Here is a 17375-nt window from a genome sequence, read left to right as displayed (position 1 = left end):
CACTCAATCAATGCATTTGGCCCATCGCAACGCTCGTCGCCACCTGCCCCGCTACAGCACTCCACGCAGGCGCGCCTGCCGACGTTGCGCCCAGGCCCAATATCCGTACCACGCCGCATTCCGGCTCCAGCGCCACGCCTTGCGCAGCGGCCGCTTCCAGTCATCCGCAATCCGCCCAAGCGGGCGTGCTGCCGTTGATCCGAGCTTGCGCACCACCGCTTCCGGCGTGGTGAACAGCCGGGTGCGCCAGTCCCAATAGATTGGGTAGCGCAGCAACGCACCAGCCACCAGCATGTCGAGCGTCAGCTTGCGCTGCCGCCACGGCTGCTCCAGCGCATCTTGTGTCAGCCCCCAGCCTGCATAGAACGGCAACCCATAGGTGAAGACGCGCTTGCCTCGCAGCAGAGCATCAAATCCAACGAGCGATGACAGCACGTGCACCTCATCGGCGCAATCGACCAACGAGACCACGTCGGACTCGGCGTCGACAATGTCGGCCAATTCGTGGGCATGCACCAGCCCCTGCCGGTTGCCGGACAACACATCTGGATGCGGCTTGTAGACGATGAAGCCATCTGGATTGCGCTTGCGCACCGCTTCGAGCAGCGCTTCAGCCGTGCCGAGTGCCCCGGTGCCGAAGCGGATCGACGCATCGTCGGCCACCTGGCCAGCCACGAGGATGACCGTCTTGCCGGCCGGTGCGTTCCAGCCCGGCGCGCGCCGGCCGAGGTTGTACTTCGTGACGCCAAGGCGAGCTATCAACTCACGCAAAGCCGCCGCTCGAGCAAGTTCCGCATCATCGAATTGCGCGCTGTTCAGGGTATGCGTCAGTTCGTTCGGGGTGCGCGCATCGAAATACAGCCCCTCCCGATCGAGCACCTGGCTGCACGGCGCATTCATGTCGGAGCCAAGTCCGTCGGAGTGGAAGAAGCCATCTTCCATGCGCAACATGGGTGCACTCGCTGGAATGCCCTCCGTGCTCTTGCCCCCCCACAGCGCCACACGCTCCCCGTGCTCTATCTTTTCTGACACGCGCGCCCAGCGCAATTTGCTCCCGCCAGCCATCAGGAATGGTGTGGCGAAAAACCGCTTCCATAGCTGGAAACGCACCCCCGCCACTCGCTCGCAATCTGCATAGCGCGCACGCACCGTGCGCTGCAGCTCAATGCTGTCAAGCGAGCGTTCCAGCGTGCCAACACCATGGGTCTCGGGGTCAAGATAGCGCGCGAGTCGCAGATAGACCGCGTCGAACAATGCGGCGAGTGTCGGCCGGTGGTGGCGGTCCGGCATCGGAAGATCATCCGTTGTCAGGCCCCAGCCTGCATAGTATGGGCGACCAAACACGCGCACAGGTATGCCAGCCAACAGAGCCTGCATGCCTTCGGGCGCGCTCACCGTATATGTATGGTCAATATGTGACAGCGTGGCGAAAAAACTGAAACCCGCAGCAATTCTGCGCGTGCCTGTAGGCAGATCACCCGCTCCGGACAGCCCGCCCGCAGCGCCACGGGCAGCGGGCCAGATCCAGATTTCTGCGCCGGGGTGCTCGCTCTGTGCCGCCGCCACCATGCGCGCAAACGCGGCCCTCGTTGCGCCCCAACCGCATTGCTGGTCAATCAGTAACACGCGCGGCTTACTATGCGGCTGCATTAACTCCGGTGGACAAACAGGCGTGGCATTGCGTGCAAGGTCCGCACGGGCGGCGACCATGCGCGCCATAAGGTCAGGCAGTTCCGGCGAGGTCCCCAGGCTATCGACGCTGGCAAGCAATCCCTGCACGGCCTGTTCCATCGGATCACCCGCGCCACCTGGCCCGGGCAGCACGAACCAAGACAGCATCGGCTCCCCGAGCTTGCATTCCGACCAGATCGGACCTGGAAGCAAAGTCGGTGTGGTCGAATCAATGCAGCGTTTGAGCCGGAGCACTGCCCGCCCCACCCGCCGCTCGCCCCATACACCACCGGCAACGCCCGCGATGGAGCCAAGCGTGCGCCAGCCCCGCGTCACGCCACGCAGGTATGAGGCGACCTGAGGCACAGGCCCGGCAACCGCGCCCATGTCGCGCATTTACGCCAGTTCCTCGATAAATTGATCAACTACCTCGAAGTGCTGCTGCCATGTGGGCTCGCGGAACCCTTCAATGCGGATCAGTTGGCTCGCGCGCTGCACGCTATTCGCCGTGGAATATTCCAAAATGCGCGCCATCCAGCCAGGACCGTCAAGGGGATCGAGATAGTCCGGTATCTCGCCTGCGATCTCCCGGAAAACCGGCAGATCACTGGCAATCACAGGCACCCGCATCGACAGTGCTTCGGCCAGCGGCATGCCGTAGCCTTCCACGAAAGATGGGAACAGCAGGGCCTGGGCGTGATGCAGATAGTTGTAGAGGCGCTGGTCGGAACAATTGGCCTCTTCTATGACTTTTCCGCGCAGGGCCACACAGCGTTCCAGCATATCCACCACGTTTTCGCACTCCCACCCTCGCCGCCCGATGACAACCAACGTCGGGGCACGTTCACCCAGTTCCTCGACCATACGGCGCCAGACATGGAGCAAAAACCAGTGATTCTTGCGCGGCTCAATTGTGCCCAGCATGACGAAATACGGCTGCGCGAGCGGGCGCGCGTCTACGTTGGCAGCCGGCACGCCTGAAGCCAGACACGCCACTACCGTCTTCGGCAACGGCCATCCGGCCCATCGCGCCTCTTCGATTAAGGAATCGAGCGTAGCTTTGGAATTAGCGATAACACCAGACGCATGGCGAAGCGCCACACGCATCCGCTCCCGATGGAGCTCCCGCACTCCTGGGCGACAATATTCAGCGTGTGTGAGCGGAATCAAATCGTGCAGCATGAAAACCGTACGGATATTCCGGTTCGCCAGTAATTGAAAATACCGGCAATATTCCAACCCGGAATGGCTGGTATGCAGCAGCACCCCCCGAGCAAATCGCTCCCGACGCAGCGCGCCGAGAATAGCACGCACCATCAGTCGCCGAGCATCCCTCCAACGGGTGGCGTCCTGATTTAGCAACAACTCAAATGCCTGCGCCGATTCCCGCTCCGGCAATACGACATAAAATCCGCGCTCGCTCAGTACGGCACGCGCGCGGGATGCATAGTGGCGGATGTAGGCAAGGCCAACGCGATCCACGCCAGTTGGCAGAGTCTGTTTGGCCAGCCTGTCCAGAAGCCGCGTGACGTCTAAGAATATGGGTAGCACAGCTTTATTACGGATGCATGAATTTGCAGATGGAGAGTAAAAATATGCCAACGACTTTTGCCGGAAAATGCCAACAGGCTGCGTATTCTAGCGACGGGCATGTGATACTTGCAAAGTTTTGCTTGACCTCAAGAACCTTCTCCAGAATGCGCAGCCTGCCCGCCTTGCTTTCGGCAGTGTCGATTGTCGGCATTGCCAGCCTTACCGCCTGTTCGTCCGTCCCCTCTTCCGGCCCAACCCGATCGCAGGTAACCGACGCCACCACCGAAGCGTCCGTCACAGCCGGAATCCAGATCGTAGATGTGACCGAAGCAGTGGCCCAGCGTCTTCTGGCCGAACGCCAGACCGCCGACTTTGCCCGGACTTTGGGGGGCGGGGCGCAATTCCAGCAGCAACTGGGCGTGGGCGACGTCATAGAAGTTTCGGTCTGGGAGGCCCCTCCGGCCACCCTGTTTGGCGCCACCGGCATGGACCCGCGTGTTGCGCCAAGCAACGCTCGCGTCTCTGTGCTCCCCGAACAGATGATCAGCGGCGACGGTTATATCAATGTCCCATTTGCCGGGCAGATCAAGGCCGCCGGGCGCACCACCACACAACTGGAAAAGGACATTACCGCCGCCCTGAAAGGCAAGGCCAACCAGCCCCAGGTGCTGGTGCGGCTGTCCAAGAACGTTACCTCCTACGTGACCGTAGTGGGCGACGTTGCCACCAGCACCCGCATGCAACTGACTGCACGCGGTGAACGGCTGCTTGATGCCGTGGCCAGTGCCGGCGGCGTGCGCCAGCCAGTAGACAAGATAACGATTCAAGTCACCCGCGGCAATGCGGCTCAAACCCTACCGCTGCAAACCATCATTCGCGACCCGCGCCAGAATGTGCCGCTGCGTGCTGGTGACGTCGTAACCGCGCTATTCCAGCCCCTCAGCTTTACTGCGCTGGGTGCCACCGGCAAGAACCAGGAAATCAATTTCGAAGCGCAAGGCATTACGCTGGCCCAGGCCATTGCTCGTGCCGGCGGCCTGGAAGACTCTCGCGCCGATGCGCGGGGCGTGTTCATTTTCCGCTTTGAAGATGCCAACGCCCTGCCCTGGCCGCGCCAGCCGGTGCGCACCACACAGAACGGCAAAGTGCCGGTGGTCTACCGTTTGAACCTAAAGGACCCCGGCAGCTTTTTTGTAGCGCAGACGTTTGTGATGGATAACAAGGATTTGCTGTACGTATCGAATGCACCGATTGCTGAGCTGCTGAAGTTCTTGAATGTAGTGTTTTCCGTAGCTTATCCGGTGGTGACTACGGTGAATACGTTCAAGTAAGTTTGTTTCACTTCGCCTGCCATTTATATGGTGGCAGGCGGCACACTATTGCCCCCTTCGGCAATCCGACCCTCGGAAGGGACGGATATTCTCCTGATGTAATGGCATGAGTATTGTTTCCTACGCACAGAATTTTGAAGACGTCATGCTGTGGCGCGCGCTATCGCACGTTGAACAAGGTTTTTATATCGATATCGGTGCTCAGGATCCATTGGTTGACTCCGTGAGTCTGGCTTTCTACGAGCGGGGCTGGCGCGGCATCCATGTTGAGCCTACGCCCTTCTACGCGGAGGCACTTCGTCAGGCTCGGCAAAGGGACATCGTGATACAGGCCGCGATAGGCAGGGGGCCTGAGGTTCTCCCCTTTTTTGAAATCCCCGAGACAGGGATTTCGACCGCGGACCCGACCATAGCCGAACAACATCGCCAGCGCGGGTTCCACGTCAAGGAGATCACCGTCTCATGTCTTCCATTATCCGCAGTATTAAAGATGCGGCTCGAACAAGACGTCCATTGGCTTAAGATTGACGTAGAAGGATTCGAACTGCAAGTGCTGGATACATGGGACACATGCCCTGTCCGACCATGGATTGTCGTGGTTGAAAGCACGCTGCCTTTGACGCAGATTGAAACTCACGCAAGCTGGGAGACATTAATCCTGAGCTACGGATATGCGGCGGTCTATTTTGACGGGCTAAACCGATACTACGTCTCGGACGCACATCCGGAACTGAAGGAAGCTTTCCGCTCACCTCCCAATGTCTTTGATGGCTTCCGACTCAATGGCACTGCCAGTGCAACGTTTCACAAACTTATCGAAGAACGGTTCAATAACCGGATGAGCGAAACGCGTGTGCAGTTCGAGCAACAGGAGCAATCGACAAATATTGAGATTGAACGCCTCAAACTGGAGTTGGCATCACAAGGCATGGAAATTGGCGAACGCGAAAGGACCTTGTCCCAGCAATTGTTAGCCAATCAGCAAGAACTACGCAGCCTGGAACAAGATGGGGCGCAACGAGAAAGAGAATATATCAAGCTAATGAGCGATGCCCAGCAGCAACTGGGAGCGTCTCTGCTCGCACTGGCGCAGCGAGAGCAGGAAATCGGCGCCAAACTACTGGATATCCAACAGCGCGCCCACCAAGAGAGCGTCGACAAAGATCGCATTCATAGTGAACGAGTGCATACGCTAAATCAGGAGCACATCGAACGCGAAAGGACCTTGTCCCTGCAATTGTTAGCCGCTCAACAAGAACTACGCGGCCTGGAGCAGGACCGGGTGCAGCGTGAAAGGGACCATGTCAAGCTAATGCGCGATGCTCAGCAGCAGTTGGAAGCTTCTCTGCTAAGGCTGGCACAACGCGAGCAAGAAATCGCCGCTCACCTACTGGACATCCAGCAGCGTACCGATCAGGCGAGTGCCGAGAAGGACCGCATTCATAGTGAACGGGTGGATGCGCTACATCAAGAGCACACCGAACGCGAGCACTACTTCGCACAGCAGCTACAAGCCGCCCAACAAGATCTTCGTCGACTGGAGCAGGTGCGAGTTCAGCGTGAAAGAGAAAACGCACAGCTAATGAGCGACTGCCAGCAGCGTCTGGAAGCTTCGCTGCGAACACTGGCACAGCGAGAGAGAGAGCTCGGCGCACAGATTCTTAGCATCCAGCGTAGCGCAGAGCTAGAAATTGCAGAGAAAGCGCGGCGCCATTGCGACGAAGTACGCGCGCTCGCCTCGCAGCACCGCGAAGATGAACAAGCTTTGCGCCACGAACACAGCAAGCGTGAGCGTACCCTCACAGATCAAGTGGCGGCACTAGAACTAGAAGTAAGGACCCAATTCGCGGCACATGCCAAGCGAGAAACAGCACTTCAAGACGAGATTGTCGAGGTTAAGCGCGAGGCCGAGAATCTCGTATCGTCCAAAGAGCGGCTCATTTTGAATTATCAAAGCGAGTCTAGCGACGCGAAGAATCAATATCAACGCCTGCTGGAATCAACGTCTGAACTGGAAGTCGCCCTTAAGGATCAGCTCGCAGCGGAGCGCCGCGAAAATCAAGAGCTTCAACGGATGCTAGGCCAATTGCATGATGAAATATCGGAAATTCATAGCTCCTTGCCGTGGCGCATAACGGCTCCTTTTCGAAAATTCTATTTTCGACATACCGCTAAAACGCAACCCGGATTAACTCTCCGTTCTGAAAAAACTTCAGGTTCGACGAGTTCGTCGAATCAAAAATCGTTACCCGTTGTTATATCACCCCTAATCGATAGATCCGACATGCCATCATTCATCGCCTCCCCCGGCAGGTGCACCACGGCATCACCAGCCACGGTAAAGGAGCTGCTCGCTCGGTGCGACTCTGACTTTGTTCATCACGCCTATCTGGTCGTACTGAATCGTAACCCGGATCCCGAAGGGCTTAGTTATTACTTGGAACGGGTCCGCGCTGGTGTTTCGAAAATTGAAGTACTGTCGCAACTCCGACGATCGAAGGAAGGCAGGAACGCAACGCCTCTGCTCGCCGACGTCGACCAAGTGGTAGCTTCCTATCGGAAGCAAAGGATCCCTGTTGCGGGTTTCCTGTATCGCACCCTTACCGGCTCGAGCCGATTGTCTATTATCGAACGGCAACTCTCAGCGCTTGAGAACAGGCTAGCACTCATAGACGAGCGCTCGAACGAACGTTTTTCCCGCCTCGAAGAAGGACTGAGTTCACTGCAGAGTCAAGCTGCCCAGCACACCCAATCCCTACTGAATGCGATCGCAGACATTCCAAATGGCACAGTGTTGAAGGATCACTCGCGGACTCCTGAATTTCCACTCCCCAAGGGAGTGGACGGCCTTTCGGCTGATTCAAAGCGAATCTACAGCTCCTTGAAAGCAGCCATCATCACTCATTCACTGCAACACAAAGAACACTAATATGCGCATCGTCATTGACCTTCAAAGCTGCCAATCCGGGAGCCGATTGGGTGGCATCGGGCGTTATTCGATGGAATTGGCCAAAGCAATGGCGCGCAACCCCAGGAATCATGAATTCTGGCTGATGCTGAGCTCGCTGCTGCCGCAATCGATTTCACAAGTTCGTCATGCATTTTCTGATTTGATTCCTCAGGATCAGATGGTAATTTTTAATACGCCGACGAAAATTGCGGAGCTGGCCAACAACAAAGCAAAGGTTAGAGCGGCGGAGTTAATTCGAGAAGGTTTCCTAAAAGAGCTGAATCCTGACATTGTCCACGTGTCCAGCCTCTTTGAGGGACTACAGGAAGATGTCGTAACATCTGTTGGACAACTATTTCCTTGCCAGCGCACTGCGGTCACCCTCTATGACCTCATCCCACTGGTGCAGCGAGAACGTTATCTCACCAATGTGGATGCATTGAGCCACTATCTTGGCAAGGTAGCGCACCTAAAGAAGGCTGGGCTGCTGCTTGCAATCTCTGATTTTTCGCGAAGTGAGGCAATTGAACTTCTGAATCTTCGGCCGGAACAGGTAGTTAACATCTCTTCAGCAGCAGACGAAAGATTTCGCCCAATCGAAGTTCCGGATAATCTTGCTAAGAAGCTGCTCGCAGAGCATGGCATTAGCCGAAAGTTTATAATGTACACTGGCAGCTTCGACCAGAGGAAGAATCACGCCAATTTGATTAAAGCATTTGGCATGCTGCCAAGCGAAGTGCGCAAAGACCATCAACTTGTTATTGTAGGCAATGGTTGGGACGGGATCTACGCTCAACTTCGCGGAATTGCGCAGAGCTCGGGTTTGCGCGACGATGATATCGTCTTTGCCGGACATGTGTCAGATAAAGATTTGCTTCCTCTTTACAATCTTTGCCACCTCTTCGTCTTCCCCTCTCTTGCGGAGGGATTCGGATTGCCAGTCTTGGAAGCAATGTCATGTGGGATTCCGACCATTGGCTCGAACTGCACAAGTATTCCAGAAGTCATCGGATGGGCGGATGCACTGTTCGACCCTAAAAGCGCGGAAAGCATCAGCAGAAAAATGTATCAAGCGCTAACAGACGAAGGTTTCCGTCGCCTCTTGCGCGATCGGGGGATAGAGCAATCCAAAAAATTCTCATGGAATGAATCAGCCAGAAAGGCAATAGCAGCCTTTGAGGAACAAGAAGCGATACTGAACGTAGAAAGGCGTGGCGCCACCGTTTCGACCCAGGCCAAACAGGTAGAGGTCCGAACCGTGGAGGCCGAACTTGTTGGCGCACTCGCGCGGATCGATGGAATTGAAGCGTTACCGGATAGCGCGCTAGTTGACGTAGCCCAGTCAATCAGCCTCAATCAATTCAGTGCCGACGCTACAATGCACCTTACCAGCTCAATGAGCGATATAAGGTTGGGGTGGGTAACGTCGTGGAACACTCGATGCGGAATAGCGTCATATTCCGACTTTCTTATTGAGCATTTCCCTAAAACAGTAACAATCCTCGCAGCGGATGCCACCGAAACGGTGCGACCTGACGGGGAGAATGTCGTCCGATGTTGGGAGATTGGAGCCCCTGACCCCCTCGATCGTCTCAGCAGAGCGATCGAGCAACACAACATCAACACAATAGTCATACAATTCAACTACAGCTTCTTTGATTTCAAATTTCTTTCTATTTTTATCAAAGAGCAAGTTGCGACGGGAAGGCGTGTTTTTGTGACATTTCATTCGACGCGAGACCCCTCAGAATCAAAGCGACTGACCCTTCTTAAGGACGACCTCGCTCTCTGCGACGGCGTTCTTGTTCACTCAATGAAGGATGTTCTTGTCTTCGAAAAGCTGGGACTAACGAAGAATGTGCACTTTCTTCCGCAGGGGATTATCGAGAAGAAGCCAGCACCCGTTACCACGACCGCATTTAAAGGTCGCCGCGTTTTAGCAACATATGGTTTCGCGCTTCCGAGCAAAGGGCTCAAGGAAGTACTGGACGCCTTTTCAGTCCTCACCAAAAATTTCGATAATGATCTGCACTTGCTAATGGTAAATGCAGAGTATCCCGATCCGGTGTCTGAAAATTTGCTGACCGAGATTAAAGCACGCATCATTGAACTGGGCCTTATCGATCGCGTGACTTTGGTAACAGAGTATCTCTCAGACGAAGAGAGCCTGGGGTATCTGCAACATGCAGATCTTATCGTATTTGGTTATCAGGAGACTGGCGAATCCTCAAGCGCAGCAGTACGAATGGGTATTGCGTCACGCCGCCCAGTTGCCGTTACGCCAAACGAAATCTTCAATGATGTTCGATCGGCAGTATTTACCTTACAAGGAACCACGCCGGAAAAGATTGCATCCGGCATCCGTTCATTCTTCGAGCTTGACATCGCTACGAACCCTGATGCGAGATCAGTCATGCAAGCGGCGAGCGTATGGATACGTGCGCACACTTATAGGAGCATAGCTCGACATCTGTCTTGGCTTGTATCAAAGCCAAAATCTGTTCGTGTCGATTACTACTTGCCGCCATCATTTACGCTGAAAGATAGCTCAAGCGAGCTTCGCTTCAAAGCTGCACTCCCGCCTATGAAAACGAGTGTTGGAAAAGGTACCGGGACAATCATTCAGACAGATGGACGAGAAGGCCACGTGCTTTTTGGCCCTTTTATAAGTGCTGCGCCGGGTCACTACCGTGCTCTCATCTATGGGGAAATTGGGGACGGCGGAGTCGGAGCAGCCAATTTTGATATTGCGATATCAGGCGGCTCAAAAGTTATCGCAAGAAGTGAAATCGTGAATTCTCCGGATAGAGATATAGTGGGTGACGTTTTCTTCGCAGTGCCTGAAGGTGGCTGCACAGACCTTGAGGTTCGAGTCTGGGCTGGTGCTGACTCCGATCTGAAGATTTCAATGCTAGCTCTTAAGCCAAGTCACTTGACCGATAGTAACGCCTTCGAATATTTGTCTATCGAAGATTGAATGAACATCGAAGGGCATTAGTCATTTGACCCAAAGCGAACAAGAGCTCAATACCAACTCCATCACTTTTAGAAAAATAATTTGACAATGAAAAACGCAATTATCACCGGCATCACTGGCCAAGACGGCGCCTACCTAGCTCAACTGCTCTTGGAAAAAGGTTACACCGTCTACGGCACGTACCGCCGCACCAGTTCCGTCAATTTCTGGCGAGTCGAGGAACTCGGCGTAGATAAGCACCCGAACCTACATCTGGTCGAGTACGACCTGACCGATCTGAGCGCCAGCATCCGCCTGCTACAGACGACCAAGGCCACCGAAGTCTATAACCTCGCCGCGCAAAGTTTCGTCGGCGTATCGTTCGACCAGCCCGCCACCACGGCCGAGATCACCGGCATCGGCCCGCTCAACCTGCTCGAAGCAATCCGCATCGTCAACCCGGAGATTCGCTTCTACCAAGCCAGCACCTCCGAGATGTTCGGTAAGGTCCAAGCCATTCCCCAGATCGAGAGCACGCCGTTCTATCCGCGCAGCCCTTATGGCGTGGCCAAGCTGTACGCACACTGGATTACCGTGAACTACCGCGAGAGCTACAACATCTTCGGCAGCAGCGGCATTCTGTTCAATCACGAGTCGCCGCTGCGTGGCCGTGAGTTCGTGACCCGCAAGATTACTGACAGCCTAGCCAAGATCCATCTGGGCAAGCTGGACGTGCTGGAACTGGGCAACCTCGATGCCAAGCGCGACTGGGGCTTTGCCAAGGAGTACGTTGAGGGTATGTGGCGCATGCTGCAGGCTGACAAGCCAGATACCTACGTGCTGGCCACCAACCGTACAGAAACGGTCCGCGACTTTGTCACGATGGCAGCCAAGGCGGTCGGTACCGAGATCATGTGGGAAGGCCATGCCGAGAACGAAGTCGGCTACGATCGCAAAACAAACAAAGCCATCGTCAAGATCAATCCCAAGTTCTACCGCCCGGCTGAAGTCGAGCTGCTGATCGGCAATCCCGCCAAGGCCCGCGAAGAACTGGGCTGGGAGCCCAAGACGACGCTTGAGCAACTGTGCCAGATGATGGTCGAGGCAGACGTCCGGCGCAATCAGGCAGGCTTCTCGTTCTAAGACATGGCAAAGGTCCTGATTACCGGCGTTCGCGGCTTCACCGGGCAGCACTTGCTCAAGGAGTTGCTGAATGCCGGTCACGAAGTCTGCGGCCTAGCACACACATCGGCGCCCGAGGCGTCGGTGCGTGTGCATGTGTGCGACCTGCTTGACCGCACGGCACTGACGGAGGTGCTCGCCCGAGAGCAGCCCGAGGCGGTGGTGCACCTCGCCGCCATTGCGTTTGTTGCCCATGGCGACGCCCGGGCAATCTACGAGACCAATGTGGTGGGCACCCGCAATCTGCTGGATGCCATCCATACGTCGGGCTGTCGGCCAAAATCCGTACTGCTGGCCAGCAGCGCCAACATCTACGGCAATGCAGACCGCGAGGTGATTGACGAGTCCACTCCCGCTGCGCCTGCCAATGACTACGCGGTCAGCAAGCTGGCCATGGAGTACATGGCCAGGCTGTGGGAAGACAAGCTGCCAATCACCATCGTGAGGCCGTTCAACTACACAGGTGTCGGACAGTCGCCCAACTTCCTGCTGCCGAAGATCGTCTCCCACTTCCGTGAGCGCAAGCCTGTCCTAGAACTGGGGAATCTGCACGTCGTCCGCGATTTCTCCGATGTGCGCAGCGTTGTGGCCGCCTATGGGCGCTTGCTCGACGAGCGATTCGCGGGCCAGACCTTCAATGTCTGTTCGGGTACTGGCTATGCATTGAAGGATGTGCTGGCCATGATGAGCGATCTCGCCGGATACCAGCCGGAGATCAAGGTGAACATGGCCTTTGTACGCGCCAACGAAGTGCACACGCTGATCGGTAGCAACGCCAAGTTGCGTGAGGCCATTGGCGCGCAGCCCACCATTGCGTTGCGCGACACACTGCAGTGGATGCTGGAAGCCGAAGAATGAAGCTGATCCTTGCGGTGGATGCGATCGTGCCACCATTGACGGGCATCGGTCGCTACACGTGGGAACTGGCCAGGCACTACACCCTGCCGCAAATCGGACTGGACCAGGCGCGCTTCTTCTTTGCCGGCCGCTGGGTGAAGGATCCTGCCTCGCTGCTACAGCCTGCCACAGCGCAGCCGCGTCGGCGCAAAGGCTTGCTGCCCCGCATGCCTGCCAGTTGGCGCCGCTGGAACATGCGGCGCCAAATGCGAAGCCATGTATTTCATTCGCCAAACTATTTCCTTCCCGATGCGGTGGATGGCGGCATCGTCACGGTGCACGACCTGTCCGTATTCAAGTACCCCGAGACCCATCCGGCGGAGCGCTTGCGGCATTTCGAGCAAGGCTTTGCTTCCACGCTGAAGCGGGCTGCACATCTGATCACCGATTCCGAGGCGGTTCGTGCAGAGGTGGTGGAATACTTTGGCTGGCCGCGTGACAAGGTCACCGCAATCAGGCTTGGGGTGCCGACCGAATTCGGGCCGCGTCCGCACGCAGAACTGCGTGCGGCGCTAGAGCAGTATGGCTTGGCGCCGGGAGCCTATGCGCTTTGCGTCTCAACACTGGAGCCGCGCAAGCGCGTCGACCGCCTGCTCACTGCCTACGGCACCCTGCCCTCGGCATTGCGCGAGAGCTGTCCGCTTGTGCTGGCAGGCAGCAAGGGCTGGCTGAGCGACGGTTTGCAGGAGCAGATTGCGCGCGGCCAGAGCGAGGGATGGCTGCACTACCTGGGCTTCGTGCCTGAGCCCGTCCTTCCCTTGCTGTACGCTGGTGCGCGGGCCTTCCTGTACCCTTCGGTGTATGAAGGCTTCGGCCTTCCCGTATTGGAAGCCCTTGCCAGTGGCGTACCGACGCTGACGTCCGATTGCTCGTCGCTGCCGGAGGTCGCCGACGGCGCCGCTTGGTTGGTGCAGCCGGATGATCACGCCGCGCTGTGTGAAGGGATCGCCAAGGTCTTGTCCGACGAAGCATGGCGCGCGCAGGCCGTGGAACGCGGACTGCAAGTGGCCCAGCAGCACAGTTGGGCCCGCTGTGCGGCGAGTACGCTGGAGGTGTGCCAGCAGTTCGCGTGATGGGTGGCGCGATGATGTACCGTGCGGGCGAGGTGTTATCGAACCGCCAGTGAAGTCCGTCTTATCTCATGCTCTTCGCCGAGCTCCTGCGTTTGCAGGGTCACACTGAGCCACTCAGCCAACGGAGCCGACTTTATATGATCAGTGATTTAGTTTCAGAAGATATCAGGGTTTCGATAGGTAAAGGCACCTATGCGTCCTCTCCGCCAATTATCCGCCCACATCATGCGAATAATCGAATAGTCATTGGCAACTATTGCTGCCTCGCGCACGACGTGACTATTTTTGCCGGCGGCAACCATCCCATGGGCTATCTGACAATGCATCCTCTGAAGCTCTATTTGGGTAAGGGATCATTTGAGGACTGGTCCGCCGATTGTGGCGATGACGCTGAAACAACGACAATTGGGAACGATGTATGGATCGGTCATGGTGCAACAATTTTGTCCGGAGTTAAGATTGGAGATGGCGCAGTCATCGGGGCCCGTACTGTTGTCGCGAGTGATGTGCCGCCTTACGCCATTGTTGCAGGTAACCCGGCAAAATTAATCAGAAAGCGCTTTAGCGAGCCGCAGATTGAACAACTATTGAAACTCGGCTGGTGGAATTGGCCACGAGAACACATTGAAGAAGCTGCAGAATATCTGTGTTCTGGCGATCTTGATGCACTCTTGGCCTTTGCAGGGGAAAAGCGAGGAGTATCAAGTCCTTGTTCATCCGTACACCAGCCTGCAACCTGACATTCATGTGCACGTTGGCGGCGCAAACCTGACCAACGACGGCGAGCTTATGCAGTGATGCAACGCATGTCGCTGCAGCCGAGAGAGATGCCGCTTTGTCCAAAGCCGAGACCATGCGAGCTTAACTCGCTTACCAGGGCAAGGTGGCCAGCAATTTTTTGAGCTGCATGGCACTTTCGGACCACGTGAGCCACGGCATGGACCGGCTATCGGGTGCACTACCCGCCTGTAGCTGATCGAGCCAGCGCGCGAGCACAGGAGCAAGTTCAGCACCTGTGCCGGCGGCAAAATAGCTGGCATGGGCGCCAGCTATTTCCCGAAATACTTCAATATCGCGCACAAGTAGCGGTATGCCATGTTGTGCAGCTTCCACCAGAGGCAGCCCAAAGCCCTCGGCCTCGGACGCCATCACCAGACCATTTGAACGGCAATAGAGGTGGCTCAACTCAGCATCGCCTGCCCGCTCTAGCCAAATCAGGCGTTTACCGGCCTCGGGGTGCTGCCGCAAGCGGGCAGCCATCGCCTCCATATGCCAGCCCGGCTTGCCAACAATGACCAGCTTCACATTCCCACCCTGCTCCCACAGGATGTCCAGCGCGTCCAGCACTTGCGCATGGCCTTTGCGCGGTTCGATCGTCCCCACCATCAAGATGACGGGGCCCGAGCCCTCTTCAAACTGCGCGTACCTGGGGTTTTTTCCCTGGTTGGACGGCGACTGGCTGGCGGCCAAATCGGCCCCTAGGTGAAACCACCGCGTTGGCAAAGTGGCCGGCGGCAAGCAGTATTGCCGGTGCAGCCAATCATCCGCCTGCTTTGCCACTAATGCCGAGATGCAAAACAATGCATCAGCATGCACAGCCAGCGTCGCCAGCCAGCGCGGGAAGGCCTTACGTGCAATCGGCGTAAACCAGTCAGGATGCAGTACCGGCAACAGGTCATACACCACGACGACCAGCTTGACGCCCTGCTGGCGCCAGCGCAGCAGTTCACTCTGCCGCCGGGGCAAAATGCGACTGGTCAGATCCAGCCCAAGGAACACGTCGCCTGCAGCGACCTGAACCACCTCACTATCTGAGGAGTCGGAGCGTGGTTGTCCGCTCAGCTTGACAAGATAGTTGTCGGCATAACGATAGCCCTGCTTGCGGGTAGCCTGCACCGGGCGCACTACAAACCCATCGGGAGGCGATTGGAGTACGCACAGCAGCAGTGCCCGCACTACACGCTGTATACCACTGCCTGCGTCATTGCGGGCGATGATGGATACATCCACCAGCAGTTGCCGTGGTCTACCGTCCGATGCTGGCGCTGCCTTGCTGGCGGTGCGAGACTGGACGGCAACCCGGGCGGCGTTCACCCACCGATGTGGCCACCATTGAGCCAATCGCAGCAACAGGTAGGTTTCAAGAAGGCTGCGACGGCGAATCATGGAGTCCTGTCTTACCGAAGAGAGAAAAAACACCAACTTAGCCGTAATGCCATTCACTTAAGCGGGTGATACCCCCTCTTCCAATCTCCTCTCCCGCTTGTGGGAGACAGTTGGGGAGGGAATAAAACAGCCAGAGTTTGTCTTAAGCGAATGGCGTGACCAGGCTAGCCAGCACTTTCCTGGTAAAAAGTATACGCGTCGTCGATCTGGTCGAAAGTATGCAGCTTACCTTGGAGCAGAACGGCTGCGCGATCACAGTGCTCGCGGATGTAGTTGGGATCGTGGCTGACGATGATCAGTGCGCGATCGCGGCGATGCTCGAACAGCTCCTGATGACACTTGGCGTGGAAGCGGCTGTCGCCCACCGCTACGATTTCATCGATCAGGAAACAATCGAACTCGATTGCCATCGAGATAGCGAAGGCCAAGCGAGCGCGCATACCCGCAGAATAACTTTTGACGGGCTCGCGCAGGTAGTAACCGAGTTCGGAGAACTCCTGGACAAAAGGCTCAGCCGCCTTAGCGTCTGCGCCATATACGCGGCAAATAAAGCGCAGATTGTCCATTCCTGTCAGGCTGCCCTGGAACGCGCCACCAAAGGCAAGCGGCCAAGAGACACTCATCTCGCGCACGACCTTGCCGGAGGTCGGCAATTCCGCGCCACTGATCATCCTGATCATGGTGGACTTGCCCGCTCCATTGCGGCCAAGGATACCGATCTTCTCGCCACGGGCCACGCTTAAGTTGATGCTATGTAACACGCGGCGGCGGCCCTGACGGGTGTGATAATCCTTGCAGACGTTTTGAAGCCGGATCATTCTGGTTCAACCCGCTTACTGGCATCACGGGTCAACAAGAGCCCAAGGAACAAGAGGACCAGATCCGCGATCACCATGAACTCAACGTCGTAGTGGGGTTTCACAAGTGATCCGAAGTAGCCGGCGCGGAGCATCTCGACGCCATGGACCATCGGCAGCAGCATGATCAACTTCTGAGCACCGGCCGGCAGCCATTCAACCATAAACAGTGCTCCCGACAACGGGAACAGAAGGTAAGCAATAGTGTGCCAAAGCCGATCGATTGCCTCGCTACGTTCGCTAAGCGCACCTATGATCAGACCCAAGCCACAGCCGAAGAAAGCGAGAAAGATCCAGCCGCCAAGCACCAGCGATAGATTCTGTGGCGCCTCCATCAGACCTACGATCACGAAGAAGGTCGTCAGAACCACCGCAGAAATCGTCGCACCTGAAATCTCAAGCAGCAGACGGGCAAAGAACAGATCGATCACCCGTACATTGCGGTGGTAGAGAAGGCTAAGATTGGGCGTGATTGCCAATGCACAGCGGTTTGCGCAGTTTCGCCAGAGCAACACTGACGAGTAGCCCGTTACCGCGAAAGCAGTGATTGGAAGATTCGAGCCATGGGTCGCCTTCGTCAACGTCCACAGCGTAGTCACACCAAGCGTGAACATCATCGGCTCGAAGAACACCCATAGGAAGCCAATATTGTGGCGACCATAACGGGTAATGATCTCCCGCATCAACAATGCGCCAACGACGCGCAACTGAATTTGCAGAGACCTCAAGAAAGGTGTTTCGTGATGGACTGCGCTCATC

Annotated in this window: 12 protein-coding genes; 7 read left to right on the top strand and 5 right to left on the bottom strand. The window is 56.6% G+C overall.

Features of this window, described 5'->3' with window-relative positions; genetic code table 11:
- Positions 1-51 precede the first annotated feature (51 nt).
- Positions 52-2067 carry a capsular biosynthesis protein gene (locus tag DOD19_RS06125; protein WP_112184610.1) on the bottom strand — a complete coding sequence of 672 codons (2016 nt, stop codon included), beginning with the start codon at positions 2065-2067 and terminating at the stop codon, positions 52-54.
- On the bottom strand, positions 2068-3222 hold the full coding sequence (locus DOD19_RS06120; RefSeq protein ID WP_112184608.1) for a glycosyltransferase family 1 protein: 1155 nt from the start codon (positions 3220-3222) through the stop codon (positions 2068-2070).
- A gap of 146 nt (positions 3223-3368) precedes the next feature.
- Between DOD19_RS06120 and DOD19_RS06115 the strand changes: the two genes are divergently transcribed.
- The 7 genes from DOD19_RS06115 to DOD19_RS06085 all read left to right on the top strand — a co-directional run bounded on the left by DOD19_RS06115 (position 3369) and on the right by DOD19_RS06085 (position 14333).
- Entirely contained in the window at positions 3369-4535 is a 1167-nt protein-coding gene (locus tag DOD19_RS06115) for a polysaccharide biosynthesis/export family protein (protein ID WP_112184606.1), read from the top strand.
- A 106-nt stretch (positions 4536-4641) separates the two neighbouring features.
- Positions 4642-7464 (top strand): FkbM family methyltransferase, encoded by a 2823-nt coding sequence (locus tag DOD19_RS06110; RefSeq protein WP_112184603.1) that lies wholly within the window; start codon positions 4642-4644, stop codon positions 7462-7464.
- 1 nt (position 7465) lies between these two features.
- Positions 7466-10462 carry a glycosyltransferase gene (locus DOD19_RS06105; RefSeq protein ID WP_112184601.1) on the top strand — a complete coding sequence of 999 codons (2997 nt, stop codon included), beginning with the start codon at positions 7466-7468 and terminating at the stop codon, positions 10460-10462.
- 87 nt (positions 10463-10549) lie between these two features.
- Positions 10550-11584, top strand: a complete 1035-nt coding sequence (gmd, locus tag DOD19_RS06100; RefSeq protein ID WP_112184599.1) for a GDP-mannose 4,6-dehydratase — start codon at positions 10550-10552, stop codon at positions 11582-11584.
- A 3-nt stretch (positions 11585-11587) separates the two neighbouring features.
- The gene (locus DOD19_RS06095) at positions 11588-12481 is read left to right on the top strand and encodes an NAD-dependent epimerase/dehydratase family protein (RefSeq protein ID WP_112184597.1); all 894 of its coding nucleotides are present in this window, start codon (positions 11588-11590) and stop codon (positions 12479-12481) included.
- Positions 12478-13593 (top strand): glycosyltransferase family 1 protein, encoded by a 1116-nt coding sequence (locus tag DOD19_RS06090; RefSeq protein WP_112184595.1) that lies wholly within the window; start codon positions 12478-12480, stop codon positions 13591-13593. Before DOD19_RS06095 ends, DOD19_RS06090 begins: the two co-directional genes overlap by 4 nt.
- Before the next feature lie 137 nt (positions 13594-13730).
- Positions 13731-14333, top strand: a complete 603-nt coding sequence (locus DOD19_RS06085) for a CatB-related O-acetyltransferase (RefSeq protein WP_275426881.1) — start codon at positions 13731-13733, stop codon at positions 14331-14333.
- A gap of 130 nt (positions 14334-14463) precedes the next feature.
- Here DOD19_RS06085 and DOD19_RS06080 read toward each other — a convergent pair whose 3' ends face one another.
- The 3 genes from DOD19_RS06080 to DOD19_RS06070 all read right to left on the bottom strand — a co-directional run bounded on the left by DOD19_RS06080 (position 14464) and on the right by DOD19_RS06070 (position 17374).
- Positions 14464-15759, bottom strand: coding sequence for a glycosyltransferase family 1 protein (locus DOD19_RS06080; RefSeq protein ID WP_112184661.1), 1296 nt, complete (start codon positions 15757-15759; stop codon positions 14464-14466).
- Between the two features lie 164 nt (positions 15760-15923).
- A complete protein-coding gene (locus DOD19_RS06075) occupies positions 15924-16577 on the bottom strand; it encodes an ABC transporter ATP-binding protein (RefSeq protein ID WP_112184591.1) in 654 nt (217 codons plus the stop codon).
- Entirely contained in the window at positions 16574-17374 is an 801-nt protein-coding gene (locus DOD19_RS06070; protein WP_112184589.1) for an ABC transporter permease, read from the bottom strand. Before DOD19_RS06070 ends, DOD19_RS06075 begins: the two co-directional genes overlap by 4 nt.
- Between the last annotated feature and the right edge of the window lies 1 nt (position 17375).

It is taken from the genome of Ralstonia sp. GX3-BWBA, assembly GCF_003290055.1.
Classification (GTDB): domain Bacteria; phylum Pseudomonadota; class Gammaproteobacteria; order Burkholderiales; family Burkholderiaceae; genus Ralstonia; species Ralstonia holmesii.
Note: the sequence above shows the minus strand (reverse complement) of the source record. Positions and strands in the feature narration are given on the sequence as shown.